The following is an 18,875-nucleotide window of genomic DNA, read 5'->3' on the forward strand; positions in this document are numbered from 1 at the left end:
GACGGCGCCCCCGGGCCCGTACCGCGGGGGTACGGGCCCGGGGGCGGTGCCGCTACTTGCCGGCCGAGGCGGCCGGGGCCTCCGCGGCGGCCGCCGGGTCGGGGGCCTCCTCGAAGTCGACCTTGCCCATGTGGCGGTTCATCGACTTCATCAGCTGCCAGACGGCGAGGGCCAGCACGGCGAAGACGACGAAGCCGAGGACGCCGGGTGTCACCTTGTTCTCGTCCAGCTCTTCGGCGGCGAAGGGGACAAGCTGGGTCAGTGCCAGGTGTGCGCTCATGTCAGGCATTGTCGCGGATGCCCGCGAAGAGATCTTCCTCGGGGAGGGAGGTGGGCACCAGCGCCTTGCTGAGCTCGTACTCCTCCGTCGGCCAGACCTCCTTCTGGATGTCCATGGGGACCCGGAACCAGCCGCCGTCGGGGTCGATCTGGGTGCGGTGGGCGATCAGGGCCTTGTCGCGGATCTCGAAGAAGTCGGAGCAGGGCACGAACGTGGTCAGCGTCCGCTCCTTGCCCGCGAAGTCCTTCCAGCGCTCCAGCCACTCGCCGTACGGGGACTCCAGGCCGCGGGCGAGGAGCGCCTCGTGGAGGGCGACCGTGCGGGGGCGGTTGAAGCCCTGGTTGTAGTAGAGCTTCAGGGGCTGCCAGACCGGGCCGAACTCGTCCTCCGGGTACGTCTCCGCGTCGGCCGCGCCCTCGAAGGCCACCATCGTGATCTTGTGGGTCATGATGTGGTCGGGGTGCGGGTAGCCGCCGTTCTCGTCGTAGGTCGTGACGACCTGCGGGCGGAAGGAGCGGATCTTGCGGACCAGCGCGCCGGCCGCGGTGTCGACGTCCTCCAGGGCGAAGCAGCCCTCGGGGAGCGGCGGCAGCGGGTCGCCCTCGGGGAGGCCCGAGTCCACGAAGCCGAGCCACTCCTGGGAGACGCCGAGGATCTCGCGGGCCTCGTCCATCTCCTTGCGGCGCACCTCGTGGATGTTCGCCTCGACGTAGGCGTCACCCTGGAGCTGGGGGTTCAGGACCGAGCCGCGCTCGCCGCCCGTGCACGTCACGACCATGACGTCCACCCCCTCGGACACGTACTTGGCCATCGTGGCCGCACCCTTGCTCGACTCGTCGTCGGGGTGGGCGTGAACGGCCATCAGTCGCAGCTGCTCAGTCAAGACTCGATCCTCAGTGATTCGACGCGGAGGGTGGTCTCTATAGTGACGGAATCGGGGGAGTGAAAATTCCGCCACCCCCGGCTTCGAGAGGATCGATCATGAGCGCGGTGCGAGAGCAGCTGCCCGAGGGGCGCTACGGGCGCGCCGCGGACGAGGCGGCCGACCGCAGGCTCAGGATCACGGGCGCGGTGCTCGGCGTGCTCTTCCTCGGCCTGCTGGGCTGGTTCGGCTGGTACTACGTGGTCGACAGCAAGATCAGCGCCGAGATGATCAAGTTCGACGTGGTGAGCTCCACCGAGGTGCAGGTGCACCTGGAGATCCGCAAGGACGAGGAAGCCCAGGGCGTCTGCACCCTGCGCTCCCGCTCGGAGGACGGCGCCGAGGTGGCCCGCAAGGACGTCCGGATCGACGACCCCGCCGGGCGGATCGACCGCGTCTTCTCGCTGCGCACGACCGCGCGGGCGACGAGCGCGGAGCTCGTGGGGTGTACGGCCCGGTAGCAATGGGTAGGGACCGGGTGTCGAGTCCCGGCGAGTCACCCCGGTGACCTGGGGTGACGCCATCCCGATGGTTATGTCCTCCCGCTTTTCGCCACTCATTGTTAGGCTCGTGGTTTCGCCCACCCGGGAGAGCAGAGCTTTCCCGTGTAGGGCGATGCTTTGTATTCCCAGTACCTACGAGGAGCACCTGTGACCCAGACCAGCGACAACGTCACCTGGCTCACCCAGGAGGCGTACAACAAGCTCAAGGACGAGCTTGAGTACCTGTCTGGTCCCGCGCGCACGGAGATCACCGTCAAGATCGCCGCCGCCCGCGAAGAGGGGGACCTGCGCGAGAACGGCGGGTACCACGCGGCCAAGGAGGAGCAGGGCAAGCAGGAGCTCCGCATCCGGCAGCTGACCCAGCTCCTCGAGCACGCCAAGGTCGGCGAGGCTCCGGCGGACGACGGCGTCGTCGAGCCGGGCATGGTCGTCACCATCGCCTTCGACGGTGACGAGAACGACACGATGACCTTCCTGCTCGCCTCCCGCGAGTACGCGAGCGGTGACATCGAGACCTACTCGCCGCAGTCGCCGCTCGGCGTCGGCGTCAACGGCAAGAAGGCCGGTGACGACGCCGAGTACGAGCTGCCGAACGGCAAGAAGGCCACGGTGAAGATCCTCGGCGCGAAGCCGTACACCGGCTGATCCAGGCGCTCCACGAAGGGCCGGCCCCCACCGGGGCCGGCCCTTCGTGCTGTCTGCACCCGCATGCCATGATGCGGCCTGACGTCGCGTCACGAGGGGGATGGCGAAGTGCTGGGACCGCTGCGCGAGGGCGCGCCACGCCGGATAGGACCGTACGAGGTGCTCGCCCGCCTCGGGGCGGGCGGGATGGGGGAGGTCTTCCTCGGGCGGGGCGGTTCCGGCGCGGACGGCACCTTCGTCGCCGTGAAGACCGTCCGGCGGGACGTCGCCGGCGATCCGGCCTTCCGGGACCGCTTCCGCCGCGAGATCCGGGTCGCCGCGCTCGTCGACAGCCCGTACGCCGCCGCACCGCTCGGCGGCGACGCGGACGCCGAGGTGCCCTGGCTGGCCACCGCGTACGTCCCCGGCCCCAGCCTCTCGCAGGCCGTCCGGCGGGGCGGTGCCCTGCCCGTCTCCACCGTCCGCGCGCTGGGCGCCGGCGTCGCGCGGGCCCTCGCCGACCTGCACCGGGCCGGGGTGCTGCACCGGGACCTCAAGCCCGGCAACGTCATGCTCTCCGTGGACGGGCCACGGCTCATCGACTTCGGCATCGCCCGCAGCGACGCGGCCACCACCATGACCGCCACCGGCGTGATGGTCGGCACCCCCTCCTTCATGTCGCCCGAGCACGTGGCCGGTGCCCGGCGGGTGACCGCCGCGTCCGACGTCTTCTGCCTCGGCTCGCTCCTCTGTTACGCGGCGACCGGCGAGGACCCCTTCGGCGACGGCCCCCTCGCCGCCGTGCTCTACCGGGTGTCGCAGGCCGAGGCCGACCTCTCCCGGCTCCCGGAGGAGCTCCGCGAGACCGTCGCCGGCTGTCTGGCCGCCGATCCGGCGGACCGGCCGGCGCCCGAGGCGCTGGCCGAGCTCCTCGGCGGGGACGCGCCCAGGGTGTTCCCGTGGCCCGGGCACATCCGGGAGCACATCGGGGAGTACGGCACCGAGCTCGCCCAGCTCGTCGCCGCCGGCGGACCGCTCCTGGCGGCCGGGACGGGGGCCGGCCCCGGGGCGGCGGGTCCCGCGGTGCCCGGCCCGCACTCCCAGGCGACGCAGGCACGGCCGGCCGCCCCGCCCGAGCCCGCCGCCGCGCCGGACGCACCCGCCCGCCGGGGCCGCCGCGCGGTCGCGCTCGCCGCGGCCCTCGCGGTGGTGGCCGGGGGCGTCGGCGCGTACCTGCTGTGGCCGGAGGGAGCGCCGAAGCAGCCGCGGCCCGCGAAGGCGGCCCCGCCGGCCGCGTCGGCGGCGCCCCGGATCCCGGGCGTCGACGGCCGGGGCCTCGCCGACTCCTCCGGCGTCGTCCCGCAGAACACCGCCCAGCGACCGGCCGGCTGGAAGCCCTGGCAGGCGAGGCTCAAGGCCCCCGCGCTCGGCTGCTCGGCCGGCGAGAAGGTGCTGGTCTGCCGGACCACGGACGGCCGGTACGAGGCGCTGGACCCGGCGGACGGCCACCGGCTGTGGGACGTCGCGGCCGCCCGGGACACCCCCGACGACACCTACGTCACCGGCAAGGGCTTCCCCTTCACGGCCGGGAACGCCACGGCCCCCACCGTCCACGACGGCAGCGCGGTCCTGGTCGCCGACGGCTCCCTCCAGGTCCGGGACGCGCGCAGCGGGGCGGTGCGCTGGGAGAAGCCCGCGGTGGGTCCGCAGGGCTTCTGGGCCACCCGGCCCGTCGTCGCCGACGGCATCGTCTTCGCGGCGACGAACGTGGCGGAGGACGCGCTGAACGTGCGCGCCGCGCTGACGGCGTTCTCCCTGGCCGACGGGCGCACGCTCTGGTCGGAGGAGCTCACCAACGGGGAGACCTCCTTCGCCGAGCGCCGGGCGTACGAGCCGGTCGCCTACGCCGGGGGCGTCGTCTACGCCCTCAGCCAGGGCGGACTCGTGTCGTACGACGGGCGGACCGGGACCCAGCTCGGCCAGGTGGAGTCCGACGCCCGGGAATGCGTGGTCGTCCAGGTGCTCGGCCCGTCGGCGTACTGCACCGCGGGGGGCCCGGGCAGCGGCCCCGGCAGAGGTACCGGTACGACCCTGCACGTGCTCGACGCCCGCACCCTCGCCCCCCGGGCCGCACTGCCCGGGGACCTCGGCACCACGGCCCCGACGGCGGTCGGCCCGCGGGCCGTCGTCGCCTTCGACGGGGGCCTGCGGATCCTCGACCCGCGCACCGGCGGGACCCTCGCCTCCTTCCCGGCCGAGCGGGCTCCGTCCGGTCTGGCGCAGAGCTGGTCGTCCCCGCTGCTCGCCGGCGACCAGGTCGTGTACGCCGACTACTCGGCGCTCCACACGGTGCGGCTCGGCGCCGACGGGAAGCCGGGCGATCCGAAGGTCGTCCCGGTGCCGGGCGCGCCCGGTCCGCGCGCCGAGGAGGAGTACCACGACCCGGACTACGGCGACCTCGTCGGCAAGCAGATCCGGCCGCCGGAGGTGCTGCCGGTGGGCGGCATCGCGTACGTCGTCTTCGACAAGGGCGCGGTCGCCTCCGTGGCGCTGCCCGGCTCCCCCGGCGACAAGGAGTAGTCCCGTGCTGGAAGCGCTTCCCGCGGACCGGCCCCCCCGGCTCGTCGGCCCCTACCGGCTGCTCGCCCGGCTCGGGGCGGGCGGCATGGGCGAGGTCCACCTGGCGTGCCGGGCGGACGCGCCGACGGCGGACCCGCAGCGGATGATCGCGGTGAAGACCGTGCGGGGCGACCTGGAGGTCGACGAGGACTTCCGGACCCGGTTCCGGCGGGAGATCGCGGCGGCCCGGACGGTCGACGGGCCGGGGGTGGCCCGGCTGGTGGACGCGGACCCCGACGCGGCCTCGCCGTGGCTGGCGACGGAGTACGTGCCGGGCCCCTCGCTCGCGGAGGCCGTCGTCCGCTCGGGGGCGCTGCCGGTCGCGACCGTGCGGACGCTGGGGTCCGCCCTCGCCTCCGCCCTGGCCGCGGTCCACGGGGTGAAGGTGCTGCACCGCGACCTCAAGCCGGCGAACGTCCTGCTCGGGAGGGCGGGGCCCCGGCTCATCGACTTCGGCATCGCGCAGGCCTTCGAGGCGACGGCGCTGACCTCGACCGGGCTGGTCGTGGGCTCCCCCGGGTTCATGTCGCCGGAGCACCTCGCGGGCAGCCGGGCCGTGGTGCCCGCGTCGGACGTGTTCTGCCTGGGCGCGGTCCTGGCGTTCGCGGCGAGCGGCCGGGGCCCCTTCCAGGACGACGAGATGGCCGCGGTGGTCTTCCGGATCATCCGGGCCGACGCCGACCTGTCCGGCGTGCCGGAGGAGCTGCGGCCGGTGGTGGGGCGCTGCCTGCGGCTCGACCCGGCGGAACGGCCGACGGCGGCCGAGCTGGCGTCGCTGCTGGGCGGCGGGGCGGACGCCGGGGCCTTCCCCTGGCCCGGCGGGGTCCTCTCGCTGCTCGCCGAGTACGGGGAGGCGGCGCGGGCGGCCGGCGAGGCGGCGGCCTCGGGGGCGGGCGTCGCGGACCTCCCGACGCTCGGGCCCGCGGTGCCCTACTCCCCGACGGCCGTCCCGGACCGTCCGGCGGCCGCCCCGCCCGACGCGCCCGGGGAGCCGCGCCGTCGGCGCCGGGGCGCGGTGGTGGCCGGTGCGGTGGCGCTGGCCGTCGTGGCGGCGGCCGGGGTGGCGCTGGTGAACCGGGACGGCGGGGCGGGCGGCGGGACGGCGGGGCCCTCCGTCTCGAACAGTCCCTCCCCCGGTGCGAGCGCGACGGCCGACGCGGGCCCGGCGACCCTCAGCCGGGTCGTCCTGCCGTACGGCGGGGAGGGCCGGACCGGTGACTTCGGCGCGGCGGCGACCGACCGGGGGCACCGGCCGGCGGGCTGGTCGCCGTGGATGGTGCGGACGAAGGCCACCGACGGCGGCTGCGCCCTCTCCCCGAAGGTGCTGGTCTGCGCGGGCTCCGGCGGCGCGCTCGTGGGGCTGAGCGCGGCGGACGGCCGTGAGCTGTGGTCGGCCCCGGCGCGCGACAGCGTCATGGGGGTGCCGTCCGCCGCGCAGTACCCGGCGGTCGTCGGCGACCGGGTGTACGTCGCGGGGGCCTCGGGGATCGTCGCGTACGACCTCCGGAACGGCCGGAGGCTGGGCACGCTCCCCGGCCCCGGTGCCGCGTGGGCGCCCAAGGGCTCCGACCTGGCCGACGGCGTCCTGTACGTCTCCTACGTGAACATGGCGGCCGAGGGGGACTCCGACGGGACGGGCGGCGGCCTCGTGACGGCCGTGCGGCTGGGCGGGAGCGGGAAGGACGTGGGCCACGAGCTGTGGCGCACGGGGCTCGACGGCTTCCCCGAGCAGCCGGTGGCGGCGGGCGGACGGCTCTACGTCACCCTGGGGACCGTGCCGCTGGCGCTCGACGGGCGGACCGGCGAGGTGGCGGCGCGCGGGGCGGAGGGCTGCCAGCGGGTCACCGTGCACGAGAGGAGCGGCAGCGTGCTCTGCTCGGGCACGACGGACGGTTCGGTGGCCGTGCTCGACGCCGGGTCGCTGAAGCGGCTGCGGTCCCTGGGCTCCGGGGTGACGGCGGGCCCCGCGGTGAACGCGGACGGCCTGGTGGCGGTCGCGAACGGGCAGACGGTGAGCGCGTACGACCTGCGGAGCGGCCGGAAGCGCTGGTCGCTGCTGCCGATGATGCTCCAGGGCGATCCGCAGCGGGTCTACTTCGCGGGCGACCGGGTGATCACGGTGGGGAAGTTCGAGGTGGTCTCCCTGCCCGCGGCCGGCCCCGTCCACGACGAGGACTTCGAGCGCTTCGAGGCCAACGTGCCGGACGACTTCGACGCGCAGGCCACCGGAGAAGCGCTGGCCGCCGGGGGCTCGGTCTTCCTCGCCCTCCCCGACGGGCTCGTCGTCTCGGGGTACCTGCCCTGACGGTCCCGGAGACGCGCGGACGGCTCCGCCCCGGAAGGGGTGGAGCCGTCGGCGACGGGGGTCGTGCGCGCGCTCAGCCGTTCGCGCGCCGGTACTTGCGGACGGACAGGGTCCGGAAGACCGCGATGATCAGCACGGAGTAGATCAGCGAGGCCCACACCGGGTACTGCATCGGCCAGGCGTCGGACGGGGACAGGCCGGGATCGCCGAAGAGCTTCCGGCAGGCCTGGACGGTCGCGCTGAACGGGTTCCACTCCGCGACGGGCTGGAGCCAGCCGGGCAGGTTGCTGGAGTCCACGAAGGCGTTCGAGATGAAGGTGACCGGGAAGAGCCAGATCAGGCCGCCCGAGGTGGCGGCCTCGGGGGTGCGGACCGAGAGGCCGATCAGGGCGCCGATCCAGGTGAAGGCGTAGCCGAGGAGGAGCAGCAGGGCGAAGCCCGCCATCACCTTCCCGAAGTTGGTCGGCGCGGCGTAGCCGGGGCGCCAGCCGATGAGCAGGGCGACGATCGCGAGCACGGCGAGGGTCAGCGCGGTCTGGACGAGGTCGGCCAGGGTCCGGCCGGTGAGGACCGCCCCGCGGGCCATCGGCAGGGAGCGGAACCGGTCGATGAGGCCCTTGTGCATGTCGTCGGCGATGCCGGCGCCCGCGCCCGCCGTGGCGAAGGTGACGGTCTGCGCGAAGATGCCGGCCATCAGGAAGTTCTTGTAGATCTCCGGGTCGGTGCTGCCGTCGACGCTCATGGAGCCGCCGAAGACGTACGTGAAGAGGATCACGAACATCACCGGCTGGATCAGGCCGAACAGGATCATCTCGGGAATCCGGGACATCCTGATCAGGTTCCTGCGGGCGATGACCAGGGAGTCGTTCAGGGTGCTCACTCGGCCGCCTCCTTCACGCGCTTGCCGTCGCGTCCGCCCGGCCGGGACTTCCCGGCCGGCCCGCCGTTCTCCTCGGCCTCCCGCTCCGCCGCGTGGCCGGTGAGGGAGATGAAGACGTCGTCGAGGGTGGGGCGGCGCAGTCCGATGTCGTCGATCTCGACGCCCACGGCGTCCAGCTCGCGGATGACCTCGGCGAGCAGCTTCGCGCCGCCGGCGACGGGGACCGTCAGTTTGCGGGTGTGCTCCTCGACGGACACCTCGCCGCGGCCGGCGTCCCCGATGCCGTGGCGTGCGAGGACCTGCCGGGCGTCGCCGATCATCCCCGCCGTGTGGACGACGACCTCGATCCGCTCGCCGCCCGTCTGCGCCTTGAGCTGGTCGGAGGTGCCGCGGGCGATGACCCTGCCGTGGTCGACCACGCAGATGTCGTGGGCGAGGTGGTCGGCCTCCTCCAGGTACTGCGTGGTGAGCAGCAGGGTCGTGCCGCCCGCCACGAGCTCCTTGATGACCTCCCACAGGCTCTGCCGGTTGCGCGGGTCGAGGCCGGTGGTCGGCTCGTCCATGAACATGACCGGCGGGGACACGACGAGGGCCGCGGCGAGGTCGAGCCGGCGGCGCATGCCGCCGGAGTACGTCTTCGCGGTGCGGTCGGCGGCGTCGGCGAGGTTGAAGCGCTCCAGGAGCTCCTCGGCCCGCACCTTCGCGGCCTTCGCCCTCATCTGGTAGAGCTGCCCGACCATCTGGAGGTTCTCCCGGCCGGTCAGGTACTCGTCGACGGCGGCGAACTGGCCGGAGAGCCCGATCCTGCGGCGGACCTCGTCGGGGTCCTTGAGGACGTCGATCCCGGCCACGACGGCACGGCCGCTGTCGGGCTGGAGGAGGGTGGTCAGCACGCGCACGGCGGTCGTCTTCCCCGCGCCGTTCGGGCCGAGGAGGCCCAGGACGGTTCCTTCGGGGACGTCGAGGTCCACGCCGTCCAGGGCTCGTACGTCGCCGAAGGTCTTCACCAGACCCTCGGCGTAGATCGCTCCTGGCATGGGGGTACTCCCAGGGGGAACGGAGGTTGAATCCGGTCGTTTCCCACCGATCCTAGGTTCGCCGGGGCCGCCCCGCCCAGCGAATATGTGACCTGGCCCACATGATCATGGGGCGGGCGGGTCTCCGGCCGGTCGCCGTGCGCCCCCGGCGGGGCGCGCCTCAGTCCAGGACCGTGTACCCCGCCTCCCGCAGCGCGTCCGCCACCTCGACGCAGTGCTCGGGGCCCTTCGTCTCCAGGTGCAGCTCGACCTCCACCTCGGTCAGGCCCAGCCGCGGATCGGTGCGCACGTGGCCGACGTCCAGGACGTTCGCGTCGGCGACGGTGAGCACCGCGAGGAGGGTCGCGAGGACTCCCGGCCGGTCCGTGACCCGCAGGCGCAGACTCAGGTAGCGGCCCCCCGCGGACATGCCGTGCCGCAGGATCCGCTGGAGCAGCAGCGGGTCCACGTTGCCGCCGGACAGCACCGCCACCACCGGCCCCCGGAACGACTTCGGGTCGCTGAGGAGCGCCGCGACCGGACTGGCGCCGGCCGGTTCGACGACCAGCTTGGCCCGCTCCAGGCAGAGCAGCAGCGCCGAGGAGAGGGCGTCCTCGGAGACCGTGCGGACCTCGTCGACGTACTCCCGGACCAGCGCGAACGGCACGTCGCCGGGCCGTCCCACCTTGATGCCGTCCGCCATCGTCACCGGCGACTCCACCACCACGGGGTGTCCGGCGGCCAGCGAGGGCGGGTAGGCGGCGGCCCCCTCGGCCTGCACTCCGATCACCCGCACGTCCGGGCGCAGGGACTTCACCGCGAGCCCGATGCCGGCGGCCAGACCGCCGCCGCCGACGCCCACCAGGATGGTCCGCACCTCCGGGCACTGCTCCAGGATCTCCAGGCCCACCGTGCCCTGCCCCACGATGATGTCGGGGTGGTCGAAGGGGTGGATGAAGACGGCCCCGGTCTCCCGCGCGTACCGCTCGGCGGCCGCGAGCGTCTCGTCCACGACGTGCCCGTGCAGCCGGACGTCAGCCCCGTACTCCCGGGTCGCGGCGACCTTCGGCAGCGGCGCCCCGACGGGCATGAAGACGGTCGCGCGGACCCCGAGCAGATGTGAGGCGAGCGCCACACCCTGCGCGTGGTTGCCCGCCGAGGCCGCGACGACGCCCGCCGCCCGCTCCTCAGGGCGCAGCCCGGCGATCCGCACGTACGCCCCGCGCAGTTTGAAGGAACCGGTCCGCTGCAGGTTCTCGCACTTGAGGTGCACGGGCGCCCCCACCAGCGACGACAGATGGCGGCTGCCCTCCATCGCGGTCGTCCGGGCCACCCCGGACAGCATCTTCTGCGCCCCCCGTACGTCGTCGAGCATCAGCCGGTGCAAGGGGTCTGGCGTACGGAAGCTCATGACAGCAAGTCTCGCAGCTCACGGCCCTGGTGGCCGCCCGGCCACCAGGGGGTCGAGCGGGTTTGCGCAGGCCCGGTACGGACCTCCCCGGGGCCGCGTACTCTGTCCCCCACACCGACCACCCCCGCACGAGAGAGACCCACAGCCATGCCCACATCTCAGGACATGACGACTGAGTTCGACCCCGGTCTCCTCGATGCCCTCCAGCACCAGGTGGCCGTCTTCGCCCGCCGGGCCGAGCAGACCCGTCTCGGCGGCACCGGGCAGCTCCGCAACTCGATGGACCGCGCCGCCTACCTGCTTCTCAACCGCCTGGACCAGGAAGGCCCGATGGGCGTCAAGGCCCTGGCGGCGGGCATGGGCATCGACTCGTCGACGGTCACCCGCCAGGTCGCCCCGCTCGTCGACACGGGCCTGGTGAAGCGCACCTCGCACCCGGAGGACGGGCGCGCGGTCGTGCTCCAGCTGTCCCCGCGCGGCCTCGCCCGCCTGGAGGAGGTCCGCTCCTCGCGCCGCCAGCTGATGGTGGAGGTCACCGAGGGCTGGACGCCGGACGAGCGGGAGTCCTTCTGCACCCTCCTCACCCGCTTCAACACCGCCCTGTCCGCACGGCAGTCGGCGCACGCGGGCGGACCGGTCGCGGAGTCCGCGGCGCCGCCGGCGCCCGCGGCGGAGGCGGGGGACCCGGCCGGGGCGTCGAGCGAGTCCGCGCAGACCTCTTGACCCCGCTCCCGCGCTGTCCTCAGATGAGGACGTGCGAGAGCAGCGCGCCGGACACCGGGCCGAACGCGCCCACCGCGCCCGGGAGTTCGACGCGTTCGTGGCCGGGGCGGCGGGCCGGCTGCTGCACGCCGCGACGCTGCTCACCGCCGAGACCCGCACCCGCAACCCGCACGCCCGCGCACTGCTGACCGCCGCCCTCGCCCACACCTTCGCGGTGTGGGACCGGCTGCGGGACGAGGATCCGTACGACCTGACCCGGCGCGAGCTCGCCGCCCGGTTCGCGCGCACCGCCTGGCGGCACCACGGCGGCCGGGGCGGGGTGCTCTCCGCGCTCCCTCCGCAGGAACGGCTCGTCGTCGTCCTCCGGCTGTACGAGGGGGTCGCCGAGGAGCAGGTGGCGGCCCTCCTCGGGCTGCCGGAGGCCCGGGTGCGGGCGGTCCACGCCCGGGCGGTGGCCGCGCTGCGGGCGGCCCGGGGCGGGGCGGGGACGCCCGGCGGGAGGAGCGCCGCGTGAGCCGCCACGAGGACAAGGAGGCGGCGGTCCGGCGGCTGCTCGACACCCCGCATCCGCCGGTCCCGGGAGACCTCGCCGCCGAGGCCGCGGAGCGCGGGGCCCGGCTGCTGCGGCGGCACCGGGCGGTCCGCCGGACCGCGTGGACGCTCTTCGCGCTCGCGGTGCTCGCCTTCGTGCTGTGGGCGTCGGCGGCCCAGCCCTGGGAGGTACCGGCGGAGACCACGCCGCCGTTCGACGGCCTGTGACGACGGTCCTAGCCTGGAAGGAGGGGCCTGTCCGCAGGCCCGTCAGGAGGTCGTCATGGCCAGGAAAGCAACCGACTGCCGGGACACCCCGAGTGTGTCCGGCTGCTCGCTCTACATGTCGGGCGAGGAGGAGGAGCTCGTACGGGCCGCCGTCCAGCACGTGGTCTCGGTGCACGAGCACACGGACAGTCCCGAGCTCCGCGAGGAGATCCGGGCCTCGATGAAGGACCCGCTGCCCGGCACCTGACCCGCCGCCCCGGGACACCGGGCGGGCGGCGCGGCCGTGCCACGGGCCGGGCGGGCACTCCCGCGGTGGGAGCGTCCGCCCGGCCCGCGGCGACCAGGCCGTCTCTTCCGGATCTTGCCTGACCCGCGCCGCCCGGTCCGCTGCGACTAGCCCAGCGCCTGGCGCAGGTCGGCGAGCAGGTCGTCGACGTTCTCGATGCCCACGGAGAGGCGGACGAGGTCGGCGGGGACCTCCAGGGCGGAGCCCGCGACGCTCGCGTGGGTCATCCGGCCCGGGTGCTCGATGAGGGACTCGACGCCGCCGAGGGACTCACCGAGGGTGAAGAGCTGGGCGCGGTTGCAGACCTCGACGGCCGCCTCCTCGCCGCCCTCCACGCGGAACGAGATCATGCCGCCGAAGGAACGCATCTGCTTGGCGGCGACCTCGTGCCCCGGGTGCTCCGGCAGGCCCGGGTAGAGGACCTGGGTGACCTTCGGGTGCTGGACCAGCATCTCGACGATCTTCTCGGCGTTCTCGCTGTGCCGGTCCATGCGGACCGCGAGGGTCTTGATGCCGCGGAGCACGATCCACGAGTCGAAGGGGCCGGCGACCGCGCCCATCGCGTTCTGGTGGTACGCGAGCTCCTCGCCGAGCGCCTCGTCGGCCGTCACGAGCGCGCCGCCGACGACGTCCGAGTGGCCGCCCATGTACTTGGTGAGGGAGTGCACGACGACGTCCGCGCCGAGCGCCAGCGGCTGCTGGAGGTACGGCGAGGCGAAGGTGTTGTCCACGACGAGCTTCACGCCGGCCTGGCGGGCGACGCCCGCGATCGCCTCGATGTCGGTGATGCCGAGCAGCGGGTTGGACGGGGTCTCGACCCAGATCAGCTTGGTGCGCTCGTTGACCGCGGCGCGCACCGCCTCGACGTCGGAGGTGTTCGCGACGGAGAAGTCGACGCCCCAGCGCTGCACGACCTTGGCGAAGAGCCGGAAGGTGCCGCCGTAGGCGTCGTTCGGGATGACCACGTGGTCGCCGGGCGCGAGGAGCGCGCGCAGCAGGCAGTCCTCGGCGGCCAGGCCCGAGGCGAAGGCGAGTCCGCGGCGGCCGCCCTCCAGGGCCGCCAGGTTCTCCTCCAGCGCGGTGCGGGTGGGGTTGGCGCTGCGGCTGTACTCGTAACCGCCGCGCAGCCCGCCCACGCCGTCCTGCTTGTAGGTGGACACCTGGTAGATGGGCGGGACGACCGCGCCGGTCAGCGGGTCGGCGGTGTTGCCCGCGTGGATCGCGCGGGTCTCGAAGCTCTGGTGAGAGTGCTGGTCGCTCATGTGTCAGGAGCGTAGTCCCGAGCGGCCCCCGGTGCCGCGATCGTCTCATCGTGCGTCCTGGACAATGGACACATGGAGATTCTCTGGTTCCTGATCGCCCTGGGCCTGCTGTTCGGCGTCCTCGGCCCCTACCTGCTGCGCCGCCGCGGTGGCGGGATCCGCCAGGTCGCGCCGGGCGCACCGGACGCGGCGGATCCGGAGGCGTACGGATTCGTGCGTCAGGAGGACCAGGACGTGCGGCTTCCGGGCGCGGACGACGAGCTGCTGCACGTGCTGGACGTCGTCCAGGCCACCCAGGACTGGCGGGCCGCGTCGCGGCTGCTGGCGGCCACCGACAAGGACGGCGAGGTCCGCTGGCAGCGCGTCCAGGCGTTCGCGGGCGCCGCGTCGCTCGAACTCCAGGAACGGCCGGGCGTCGGCGGCGCCTGGCTGCGGACCTGGCGGGCGGAGGCCCCGAAGGACGCGGGCGGCGCGGCCGTGCACGGCGAGTTCCTGGTGCAGCAGGCCTGGCGTTCCTCGGCGGCCGGGACCGAGGACTTCCGGATCATCCTGGAGGAGGGGCGGAAGGTCACCGAGGAGGCCGCGCTGCTCGCCCCGGGCGACCCGGTCCCGTACATCACGCAGCTGGCCGTGGCCCGCGGTCTGGGCTACAGCCACGAGGAGTTCGACCAGGTGTGGGCGCGGGTCATCGACCGGGCGCCGCAGCACATGGGCGCCCATCTCGCGGCGCTGCACTACTGGTGCGAGAAGTGGCACGGTTCGCGCGAGGAGGCCGACCACTTCGCGACGACGGCCGCGGCGCGCGCCCCGCGGGGTTCGCTGCTGTCGGCGCTCCCGCTGTTCGCGGTCTACGAGCACGTGCCGGACGTGGTGCTCGTGCAGGACTTCTTCCGTACGGCCGTGGTGTCGAAGGCGATGGACGGCGCCCTGTACGCGGTGCACTCGGCCCGGCCCGACGACCCGATGCTGGCGCACGTCCGCCATCTGCTCGTCTGGTTCCTGGTGCGCGGTGAGCGCTGGGCGGAGGCGATGCACCAGCTGGTGAAGGTCGACGGGCACGTGGGCTCGGTGCCGTGGACGCTGAGCGGGGATCCGGCGGCGGAGTTCACGGTCTTCCGGAACCTGGCGGTGGCGGGGTACGAGGCGAACGGCGGCAACCCGGCGACGCTGCCGCGCTGACCCGGGCGGCGGGCGGCCGCGCGCGGCTTCCGGGCGGGTCGCGGCGGTCGCCGGGCCGGCGCCGTGCTCAGGCCTGGTCGCCCGAAGCGGCCCGCATCGCGGCGGCCGTCGCCGCCGGGTCGTAGCCCTCGGCGACGCCCTCGACCAGGAGGATGTCGCCGGCCATGTGGCGGGTGCGGAGCGGGATCAGGGCCTGGTAGGCGGCGGAGGCGTACCAGGCGCGGGCCTTCTCGTACGACGGGAAGCCGATGATCACGACGGCGCCCGGCCAGTCGCCCTCGGGGACCTCCCGGGCGGGCGCGCCGTGGACCAGGAAGCGGCCGTCGAAGGGGTCCAGGGTGGCCTGGATGCGCTCCATGTAGGTGAAGACCTCCTCGTCGAGGACGGGCTTCGGGTGCAGGTTTCCGATGGCGTATGCGGTCATGACCCAAGAGTGCCGGGGCATGCCCTCCGGGGTCGATTACCCCGCAGGTCATGCCCCGGCATCGTGCGGGGACGTCAGATCGTCGACGCGTCGATCACGAAGCGGTAGCGGACGTCGCTCGCGAGCACCCGCTCGTACGCCTCGTTGATCTGCTCGGCGCGGATCACCTCGATCTCCGCGCCGAGGCCGTGCTCGGCGCAGAAGTCGAGCATCTCCTGCGTCTCGCCGATGCTGCCGATCATGGAGCCCGCGAGGGTCTTGCGGCCGCCGATGAGGGAGAAGAGGTTGACGGAGACGGGCTCCTCGGGGGCGCCGACGTTGACGAGGGCGCCGTCGGTCCTGACCAGGCCGAGGTAGGCGTTGAAGTCCAGCGGCGCGGAGACCGTGGAGATCACCAGGTCGAAGCGGCCGGCCAGCTCGCTGAAGGTCGCCGGATCGCTGGTGGCGTAGTAGTGGTCGGCGCCCAGCTTCAGTCCGTCCTCCTGCTTCTTCAGGGACTGGCTGAGGACGGTCACCTCGGCGCCGAGCGCGTGGGCGATCTTGACGCCCATGTGGCCGAGGCCGCCGAGGCCGACGATCGCGACCTTCTTGCCGGGGCCGGCCTTCCAGTGGGCGAGCGGCGAGTAGAGCGTGATGCCGGCGCAGAGCAGCGGCGCGGCCTCGTCGAGGTCGATGCCCTCGGGGATGCGCAGGGTGTAGTTCTCGTCGACGACGATGTGGCTGGAGTAGCCGCCGTAGGTGGGCTCGCCGTCCTTGTCGAGGGCGTTGTACGTGCCGGTCCCGCCGGTCACGCAGTACTGCTCCAGGCCCTGGAGGCAGTAGGCGCACTCACGGCAGGAGTCGACGAAGCAGCCGACGCCGACCCGGTCGCCGACCTGGAACCTGCTGACGCCGGGGCCGACCTCGGTGACGATGCCGGCGATCTCGTGGCCGGGGACCATCGGGAAGATGCCCTCGCCCCAGCCGTTGCGGGCCTGGTGGATGTCGGAGTGGCAGATCCCGGCGTACTTGATCTCGATGAGGACGTCGTGCTCGCCGACCGGCCGGCGCGGCACGGTGGTGCGCTCCAGCGGGGCGTCGGCGGCGGGTGCGGCGTACGCGGGGACGGTGGTCGCGTTCGTGGTCATGGCTCCAGCCTGCGGGGCGGCGGCATCATCACCCAGCCCCCTGTTCTGCCTACGTCCAGCGTGCCTACCACTGGCAGGGACAGGAACGGACGTCCGCCGGGACGCACGACCTGGGATAATCGGGACGCATGGATCTCAGTGCCGAACTCAGCGAATTCCTGCGCTCGCGCCGGGCCCGGCTGAAGCCGGAGGACGTGGGTCTGCCGGAGTTCGGGCGCCATCGCCGGGTGCCGGGGCTGCGCCGCGAGGAGCTGGCGCAGCTGGCCGGGGTGTCGGTGGCCTACTACACCCGGCTCGAACAGGGCAACGGCCGCAACGTGTCCATGGAGGTCCTGGACTCGATCGCGCGGGCGCTGCGGCTGAGCGACACGGAGCGGGCGCATCTGGAGCACCTCGCGAAGCCGACGGCGAAGAAGAAGCAGCACCGGGCGGCGATCGCCCGGCCGCAGCAGGTGCGGCCGGGGTTGCGGCACCTGCTGGACGCGATGGTGGACGTCCCGGCGTTCGTGGTGGGCCGGCGTCTCGACGTGCTGGCCTGGAACCGGATGGCGCGGGCGCTGATGGGCGATTTCGAGGCGATGGAGCCGGCCGAGCGCAATGTGGCCCGGCTGGTGTTCCTCGGGCCCAACTCGCACGATCTGTACCGGGACTGGGAGTGCAAGGCGACCGAGGTGGTGAGCGTGCTGCGGTTGTACGCGGGCTGCTACCCGGACGATCCGGCGCTGCTGGCGCTGGTGGGCGAGCTGTCGGTGCGCAGCGAGGCGTTCCGCTCGCTGTGGGCGGCGCACACCGTCGCGGACAAGGGGCACGGGACGAAGGTGCTGCGGCATCCGCTGGTGGGCGAGATGACGCTGTCGTACGAGAGCATGCAGGTGGCGGGCGGGGATCCGGACCTGGTCCTCATCACGTACCAGGCGGAGCCGGGCTCGGCGTCGGCGGACGCGCTGCGGCTGCTGTCGCAGTGGGGCGTGGAGGAGCCCGTGCGGTGATCCCGGGCGGTCGGCACGGGACGGCGGCCCCCTCCGTGGTGGCGGTCGGCACGGGACGGCGGCCCCCTCCGTGGTGGAGGGGGCCGCCGTCCGTGTACGTGCCGTGTGCGGGGATCAGGCCGCGGAGCCGGCCTTCCAGTCCGCCCAGCTCATGTTCCAGCCGTTGAGGCCGTTGCTGGGGGAGATCGTCTTGTCCTTGGAGTTCTTGACGATCACGACGTCGCCGACGATCGAGTGGTCGTAGAGCCAGGCGGCCTGCTGGTTCGGGTCGCCGGCGCCCTTGACGTCGTTCAGGCCGACGCAGCCGTGGCTGGTGTTGGCCGAGCCGAAGATCGAGTCCGGGCCCCAGTAGTTGCCGTGGATGAAGGTGCCCGAGGTGGACAGGCGCATGGCGTGCGGCACGTCCTTGATGTCGTACTCGCCCTTGCCGTCGTCGTCGGTGAAGCCGACGGTCGCGCCGTTCATCCGGGTCTCCTTGAACTTCTCGGAGATCACCATCTGACCGTTGTAGGTCGGGTTCTCCGGGGAGCCGGCGGAGATCGGGATGGTCTTGATCGTCTTGCCGTCCTGGGTGACCGTCATGGTCTTGGTGGCGACGTCGACGGTGGAGACCTGGTTGCGGCCGATCTTGAAGGTGACGGTCTTCTGCTGGACGCCGAAGACGCCGTCCGCGCCCTCGACGCCGTCGAGGTCGAGCTTGAGGGTGACGGTCGAGCCCTCGGTCCAGTAGTCGTCCGGGCGGAAGTCGAGGCGGGTGCCGTCGAACCAGTGCCCCACGACCTCCTGGCCGGTGCTGGAGGTCACCGTGATGCCGTCCTGGACGGCCTTCTTGTCGGTGATCGCCTTGTTGAAGTTGATCGAGACCGGCATGCCGACGCCGACGGTCGAGCCGTCCTCCGGCGTGAAGTTGCCGATGAAGCTGTTGGCCTTGGAGACCGTGGTGAACGAGGAGTTCTCGTGCGCCTCCAGGCCCTCCGCGTCCGTGGCGGTCGCGGCGATCTTGTAGACCATCGCGCGCTCCAGCTGGCCGCTGGGCTTCCAGCTCAGGCCGTCGGCGGCTATCTCACCCTCGACGGCCTTGCCCTCGGCGGAGGTCATGACGACCTCGGTCAGCTTGCCCTCGGTGACGGAGACCTTGGCGTCGTTGTTGATGGAGGCGTTCTGCGCGCCGTTCTTCGGCGAGATCGTGATCTTCGCCTTGGAGGTCTTCTGCGCGGCCGCCTCGTCGACCTGGGCCTGTGACTGTGGCGTCGCCGAGCCGGATGCGCCCTTGTCCTCGTCGCTGCACGCCGAGAGCACCAGCACACCGCTGAGCACGGCGGCCGCGGCGGCCAGGCTCCTGCGGCGGCGCTTGCCGTCCGTCATCACACGCTTCTCCATCGTCGCCGGTTCCCTGCCAACTTCTTGTATGAACGCCCATGACACCCCGTCCGGTTCCGGAAGCGGTGCGTTTGTGGGGAAGACCACTGATCGACACGCTCGTGGGCCTCCCCCGGTTCCCGGGGCCCCAGTGGCCCCCGTCACCTGTCGCACCGCTCTCGCACCACGGGCCCCGGGACGGCGTCC

Annotated in this window: 19 protein-coding genes; 10 read left to right on the forward strand and 9 right to left on the reverse strand. The window is 73.2% G+C overall.

The features are described from left to right. Positions 1-52 precede the first annotated feature (52 nt). Together ACY0MR_RS14140 and mca are read right to left on the reverse strand one after the other, a co-directional pair. Entirely contained in the window at positions 53-289 is a 237-nt protein-coding gene (locus tag ACY0MR_RS14140; protein ID WP_388793007.1) for a hypothetical protein, read from the reverse strand. Then, complete coding sequence (gene mca / locus ACY0MR_RS14145; protein ID WP_361861595.1) at positions 282-1,163, reverse strand: mycothiol conjugate amidase Mca; 882 nt, start codon at positions 1,161-1,163, stop codon at positions 282-284. The genes ACY0MR_RS14140 and mca overlap by 8 nt, the downstream gene beginning before the upstream one ends. Positions 1,164-1,261: 98 nt before the next feature. Here mca and ACY0MR_RS14150 point away from each other — a divergent pair, with 98 nt between their 5' ends. The 4 genes from ACY0MR_RS14150 to ACY0MR_RS14165 all read left to right on the forward strand — a co-directional run bounded on the left by ACY0MR_RS14150 (position 1,262) and on the right by ACY0MR_RS14165 (position 7,253). Then, positions 1,262-1,663, forward strand: a complete 402-nt coding sequence (locus ACY0MR_RS14150) for a DUF4307 domain-containing protein (RefSeq protein ID WP_404079251.1) — start codon at positions 1,262-1,264, stop codon at positions 1,661-1,663. A gap of 189 nt (positions 1,664-1,852) precedes the next feature. Further along, positions 1,853-2,350 carry a transcription elongation factor GreA gene (greA, locus tag ACY0MR_RS14155; RefSeq protein ID WP_148005938.1) on the forward strand — a complete coding sequence of 166 codons (498 nt, stop codon included), beginning with the start codon at positions 1,853-1,855 and terminating at the stop codon, positions 2,348-2,350. Positions 2,351-2,458: 108 nt separating this feature from the next. Continuing rightward, positions 2,459-4,909 (forward strand): protein kinase domain-containing protein, encoded by a 2,451-nt coding sequence (locus ACY0MR_RS14160; RefSeq protein ID WP_473560995.1) that lies wholly within the window; start codon positions 2,459-2,461, stop codon positions 4,907-4,909. A 4-nt stretch (positions 4,910-4,913) separates the two neighbouring features. Continuing rightward, positions 4,914-7,253 (forward strand): protein kinase domain-containing protein, encoded by a 2,340-nt coding sequence (locus ACY0MR_RS14165; protein WP_473560997.1) that lies wholly within the window; start codon positions 4,914-4,916, stop codon positions 7,251-7,253. Between the two features lie 73 nt (positions 7,254-7,326). Here ACY0MR_RS14165 and ACY0MR_RS14170 read toward each other — a convergent pair whose 3' ends face one another. The 3 genes from ACY0MR_RS14170 to ilvA form a co-directional block, all read right to left on the reverse strand. Beyond that, positions 7,327-8,133 (reverse strand): ABC transporter permease, encoded by an 807-nt coding sequence (locus ACY0MR_RS14170; RefSeq protein ID WP_388792999.1) that lies wholly within the window; start codon positions 8,131-8,133, stop codon positions 7,327-7,329. Next, entirely contained in the window at positions 8,130-9,170 is a 1,041-nt protein-coding gene (locus tag ACY0MR_RS14175; protein WP_388792997.1) for an ATP-binding cassette domain-containing protein, read from the reverse strand. Before ACY0MR_RS14175 ends, ACY0MR_RS14170 begins: the two co-directional genes overlap by 4 nt. Positions 9,171-9,330: 160 nt before the next feature. Beyond that, positions 9,331-10,560, reverse strand: coding sequence for a threonine ammonia-lyase (gene ilvA / locus ACY0MR_RS14180; RefSeq protein WP_361846377.1), 1,230 nt, complete (start codon positions 10,558-10,560; stop codon positions 9,331-9,333). Between the two features lie 147 nt (positions 10,561-10,707). On the opposite strand from ilvA, the gene ACY0MR_RS14185 reads away from it, so the two are divergent. Genes ACY0MR_RS14185 through ACY0MR_RS14200 form a run of 4 tightly spaced genes read left to right on the forward strand, consistent with a single transcriptional unit; the run spans position 10,708 to position 12,289 of the window. Then, the gene (locus ACY0MR_RS14185) at positions 10,708-11,283 is read left to right on the forward strand and encodes a MarR family winged helix-turn-helix transcriptional regulator (RefSeq protein WP_388792995.1); all 576 of its coding nucleotides are present in this window, start codon (positions 10,708-10,710) and stop codon (positions 11,281-11,283) included. Positions 11,284-11,314: 31 nt separating this feature from the next. Continuing rightward, positions 11,315-11,797: a sigma factor-like helix-turn-helix DNA-binding protein gene (locus ACY0MR_RS14190; RefSeq protein ID WP_388792993.1), complete on the forward strand. Its 483-nt coding sequence runs from the start codon at positions 11,315-11,317 to the stop codon at positions 11,795-11,797. Beyond that, positions 11,794-12,042: a hypothetical protein gene (locus ACY0MR_RS14195; RefSeq protein ID WP_388792991.1), complete on the forward strand. Its 249-nt coding sequence runs from the start codon at positions 11,794-11,796 to the stop codon at positions 12,040-12,042. The genes ACY0MR_RS14190 and ACY0MR_RS14195 overlap by 4 nt, the downstream gene beginning before the upstream one ends. A 55-nt stretch (positions 12,043-12,097) precedes the next feature. Next, positions 12,098-12,289 carry a DUF1059 domain-containing protein gene (locus tag ACY0MR_RS14200; protein ID WP_361846369.1) on the forward strand — a complete coding sequence of 64 codons (192 nt, stop codon included), beginning with the start codon at positions 12,098-12,100 and terminating at the stop codon, positions 12,287-12,289. A 146-nt stretch (positions 12,290-12,435) separates the two neighbouring features. On the opposite strand, the gene ACY0MR_RS14205 is transcribed toward ACY0MR_RS14200, so the two are convergent. Further along, positions 12,436-13,590 carry a cystathionine gamma-synthase gene (locus tag ACY0MR_RS14205; protein ID WP_361846367.1) on the reverse strand — a complete coding sequence of 385 codons (1,155 nt, stop codon included), beginning with the start codon at positions 13,588-13,590 and terminating at the stop codon, positions 12,436-12,438. 72 nt (positions 13,591-13,662) lie between these two features. Between ACY0MR_RS14205 and ACY0MR_RS14210 the strand changes: the two genes are divergently transcribed. Continuing rightward, entirely contained in the window at positions 13,663-14,769 is a 1,107-nt protein-coding gene (locus ACY0MR_RS14210) for a hypothetical protein (RefSeq protein ID WP_361846365.1), read from the forward strand. A 67-nt stretch (positions 14,770-14,836) separates the two neighbouring features. On the opposite strand, the gene ACY0MR_RS14215 is transcribed toward ACY0MR_RS14210, so the two are convergent. Together ACY0MR_RS14215 and ACY0MR_RS14220 are read right to left on the reverse strand one after the other, a co-directional pair. Then, positions 14,837-15,193 (reverse strand): DUF1330 domain-containing protein, encoded by a 357-nt coding sequence (locus ACY0MR_RS14215; RefSeq protein WP_361846363.1) that lies wholly within the window; start codon positions 15,191-15,193, stop codon positions 14,837-14,839. A gap of 74 nt (positions 15,194-15,267) precedes the next feature. Continuing rightward, positions 15,268-16,320 carry an NAD(P)-dependent alcohol dehydrogenase gene (locus ACY0MR_RS14220; RefSeq protein WP_473561002.1) on the reverse strand — a complete coding sequence of 351 codons (1,053 nt, stop codon included), beginning with the start codon at positions 16,318-16,320 and terminating at the stop codon, positions 15,268-15,270. A gap of 128 nt (positions 16,321-16,448) precedes the next feature. On the opposite strand from ACY0MR_RS14220, the gene ACY0MR_RS14225 reads away from it, so the two are divergent. After that, on the forward strand, positions 16,449-17,309 hold the full coding sequence (locus ACY0MR_RS14225) for a helix-turn-helix domain-containing protein (RefSeq protein ID WP_388792985.1): 861 nt from the start codon (positions 16,449-16,451) through the stop codon (positions 17,307-17,309). 114 nt (positions 17,310-17,423) lie between these two features. On the opposite strand, the gene ACY0MR_RS14230 is transcribed toward ACY0MR_RS14225, so the two are convergent. Next, positions 17,424-18,689: a L,D-transpeptidase gene (locus ACY0MR_RS14230; protein WP_361846357.1), complete on the reverse strand. Its 1,266-nt coding sequence runs from the start codon at positions 18,687-18,689 to the stop codon at positions 17,424-17,426. Between the last annotated feature and the right edge of the window lie 186 nt (positions 18,690-18,875).

The sequence above is a fragment of the Streptomyces sp. JN8 genome (assembly GCF_055808075.1).

What these genes read in the sequence shown, in the direction of transcription:
- ACY0MR_RS14210 (WP_361846365.1), top strand. Translation starts at nt 13,663, where the DNA reads ATGGAGATTCTCTGGTTCCTGATCGCCCTGGGCCTGCTGTTCGGCGTC.
- ilvA (WP_361846377.1), bottom strand. Translation starts at nt 10,560, where the DNA reads ATGAGCTTCCGTACGCCAGACCCCTTGCACCGGCTGATGCTCGACGAC.
- ACY0MR_RS14205 (WP_361846367.1), bottom strand. Translation starts at nt 13,590, where the DNA reads ATGAGCGACCAGCACTCTCACCAGAGCTTCGAGACCCGCGCGATCCAC.
- ACY0MR_RS14225 (WP_388792985.1), top strand. Translation starts at nt 16,449, where the DNA reads ATGGATCTCAGTGCCGAACTCAGCGAATTCCTGCGCTCGCGCCGGGCC.
- ACY0MR_RS14150 (WP_404079251.1), top strand. Translation starts at nt 1,262, where the DNA reads ATGAGCGCGGTGCGAGAGCAGCTGCCCGAGGGGCGCTACGGGCGCGCC.
- ACY0MR_RS14185 (WP_388792995.1), top strand. Translation starts at nt 10,708, where the DNA reads ATGCCCACATCTCAGGACATGACGACTGAGTTCGACCCCGGTCTCCTC.
- ACY0MR_RS14230 (WP_361846357.1), bottom strand. Translation starts at nt 18,689, where the DNA reads ATGGAGAAGCGTGTGATGACGGACGGCAAGCGCCGCCGCAGGAGCCTG.
- ACY0MR_RS14175 (WP_388792997.1), bottom strand. Translation starts at nt 9,170, where the DNA reads ATGCCAGGAGCGATCTACGCCGAGGGTCTGGTGAAGACCTTCGGCGAC.
- ACY0MR_RS14215 (WP_361846363.1), bottom strand. Translation starts at nt 15,193, where the DNA reads ATGACCGCATACGCCATCGGAAACCTGCACCCGAAGCCCGTCCTCGAC.
- ACY0MR_RS14140 (WP_388793007.1), bottom strand. Translation starts at nt 289, where the DNA reads ATGCCTGACATGAGCGCACACCTGGCACTGACCCAGCTTGTCCCCTTC.
- ACY0MR_RS14220 (WP_473561002.1), bottom strand. Translation starts at nt 16,320, where the DNA reads ATGACCACGAACGCGACCACCGTCCCCGCGTACGCCGCACCCGCCGCC.
- ACY0MR_RS14200 (WP_361846369.1), top strand. Translation starts at nt 12,098, where the DNA reads ATGGCCAGGAAAGCAACCGACTGCCGGGACACCCCGAGTGTGTCCGGC.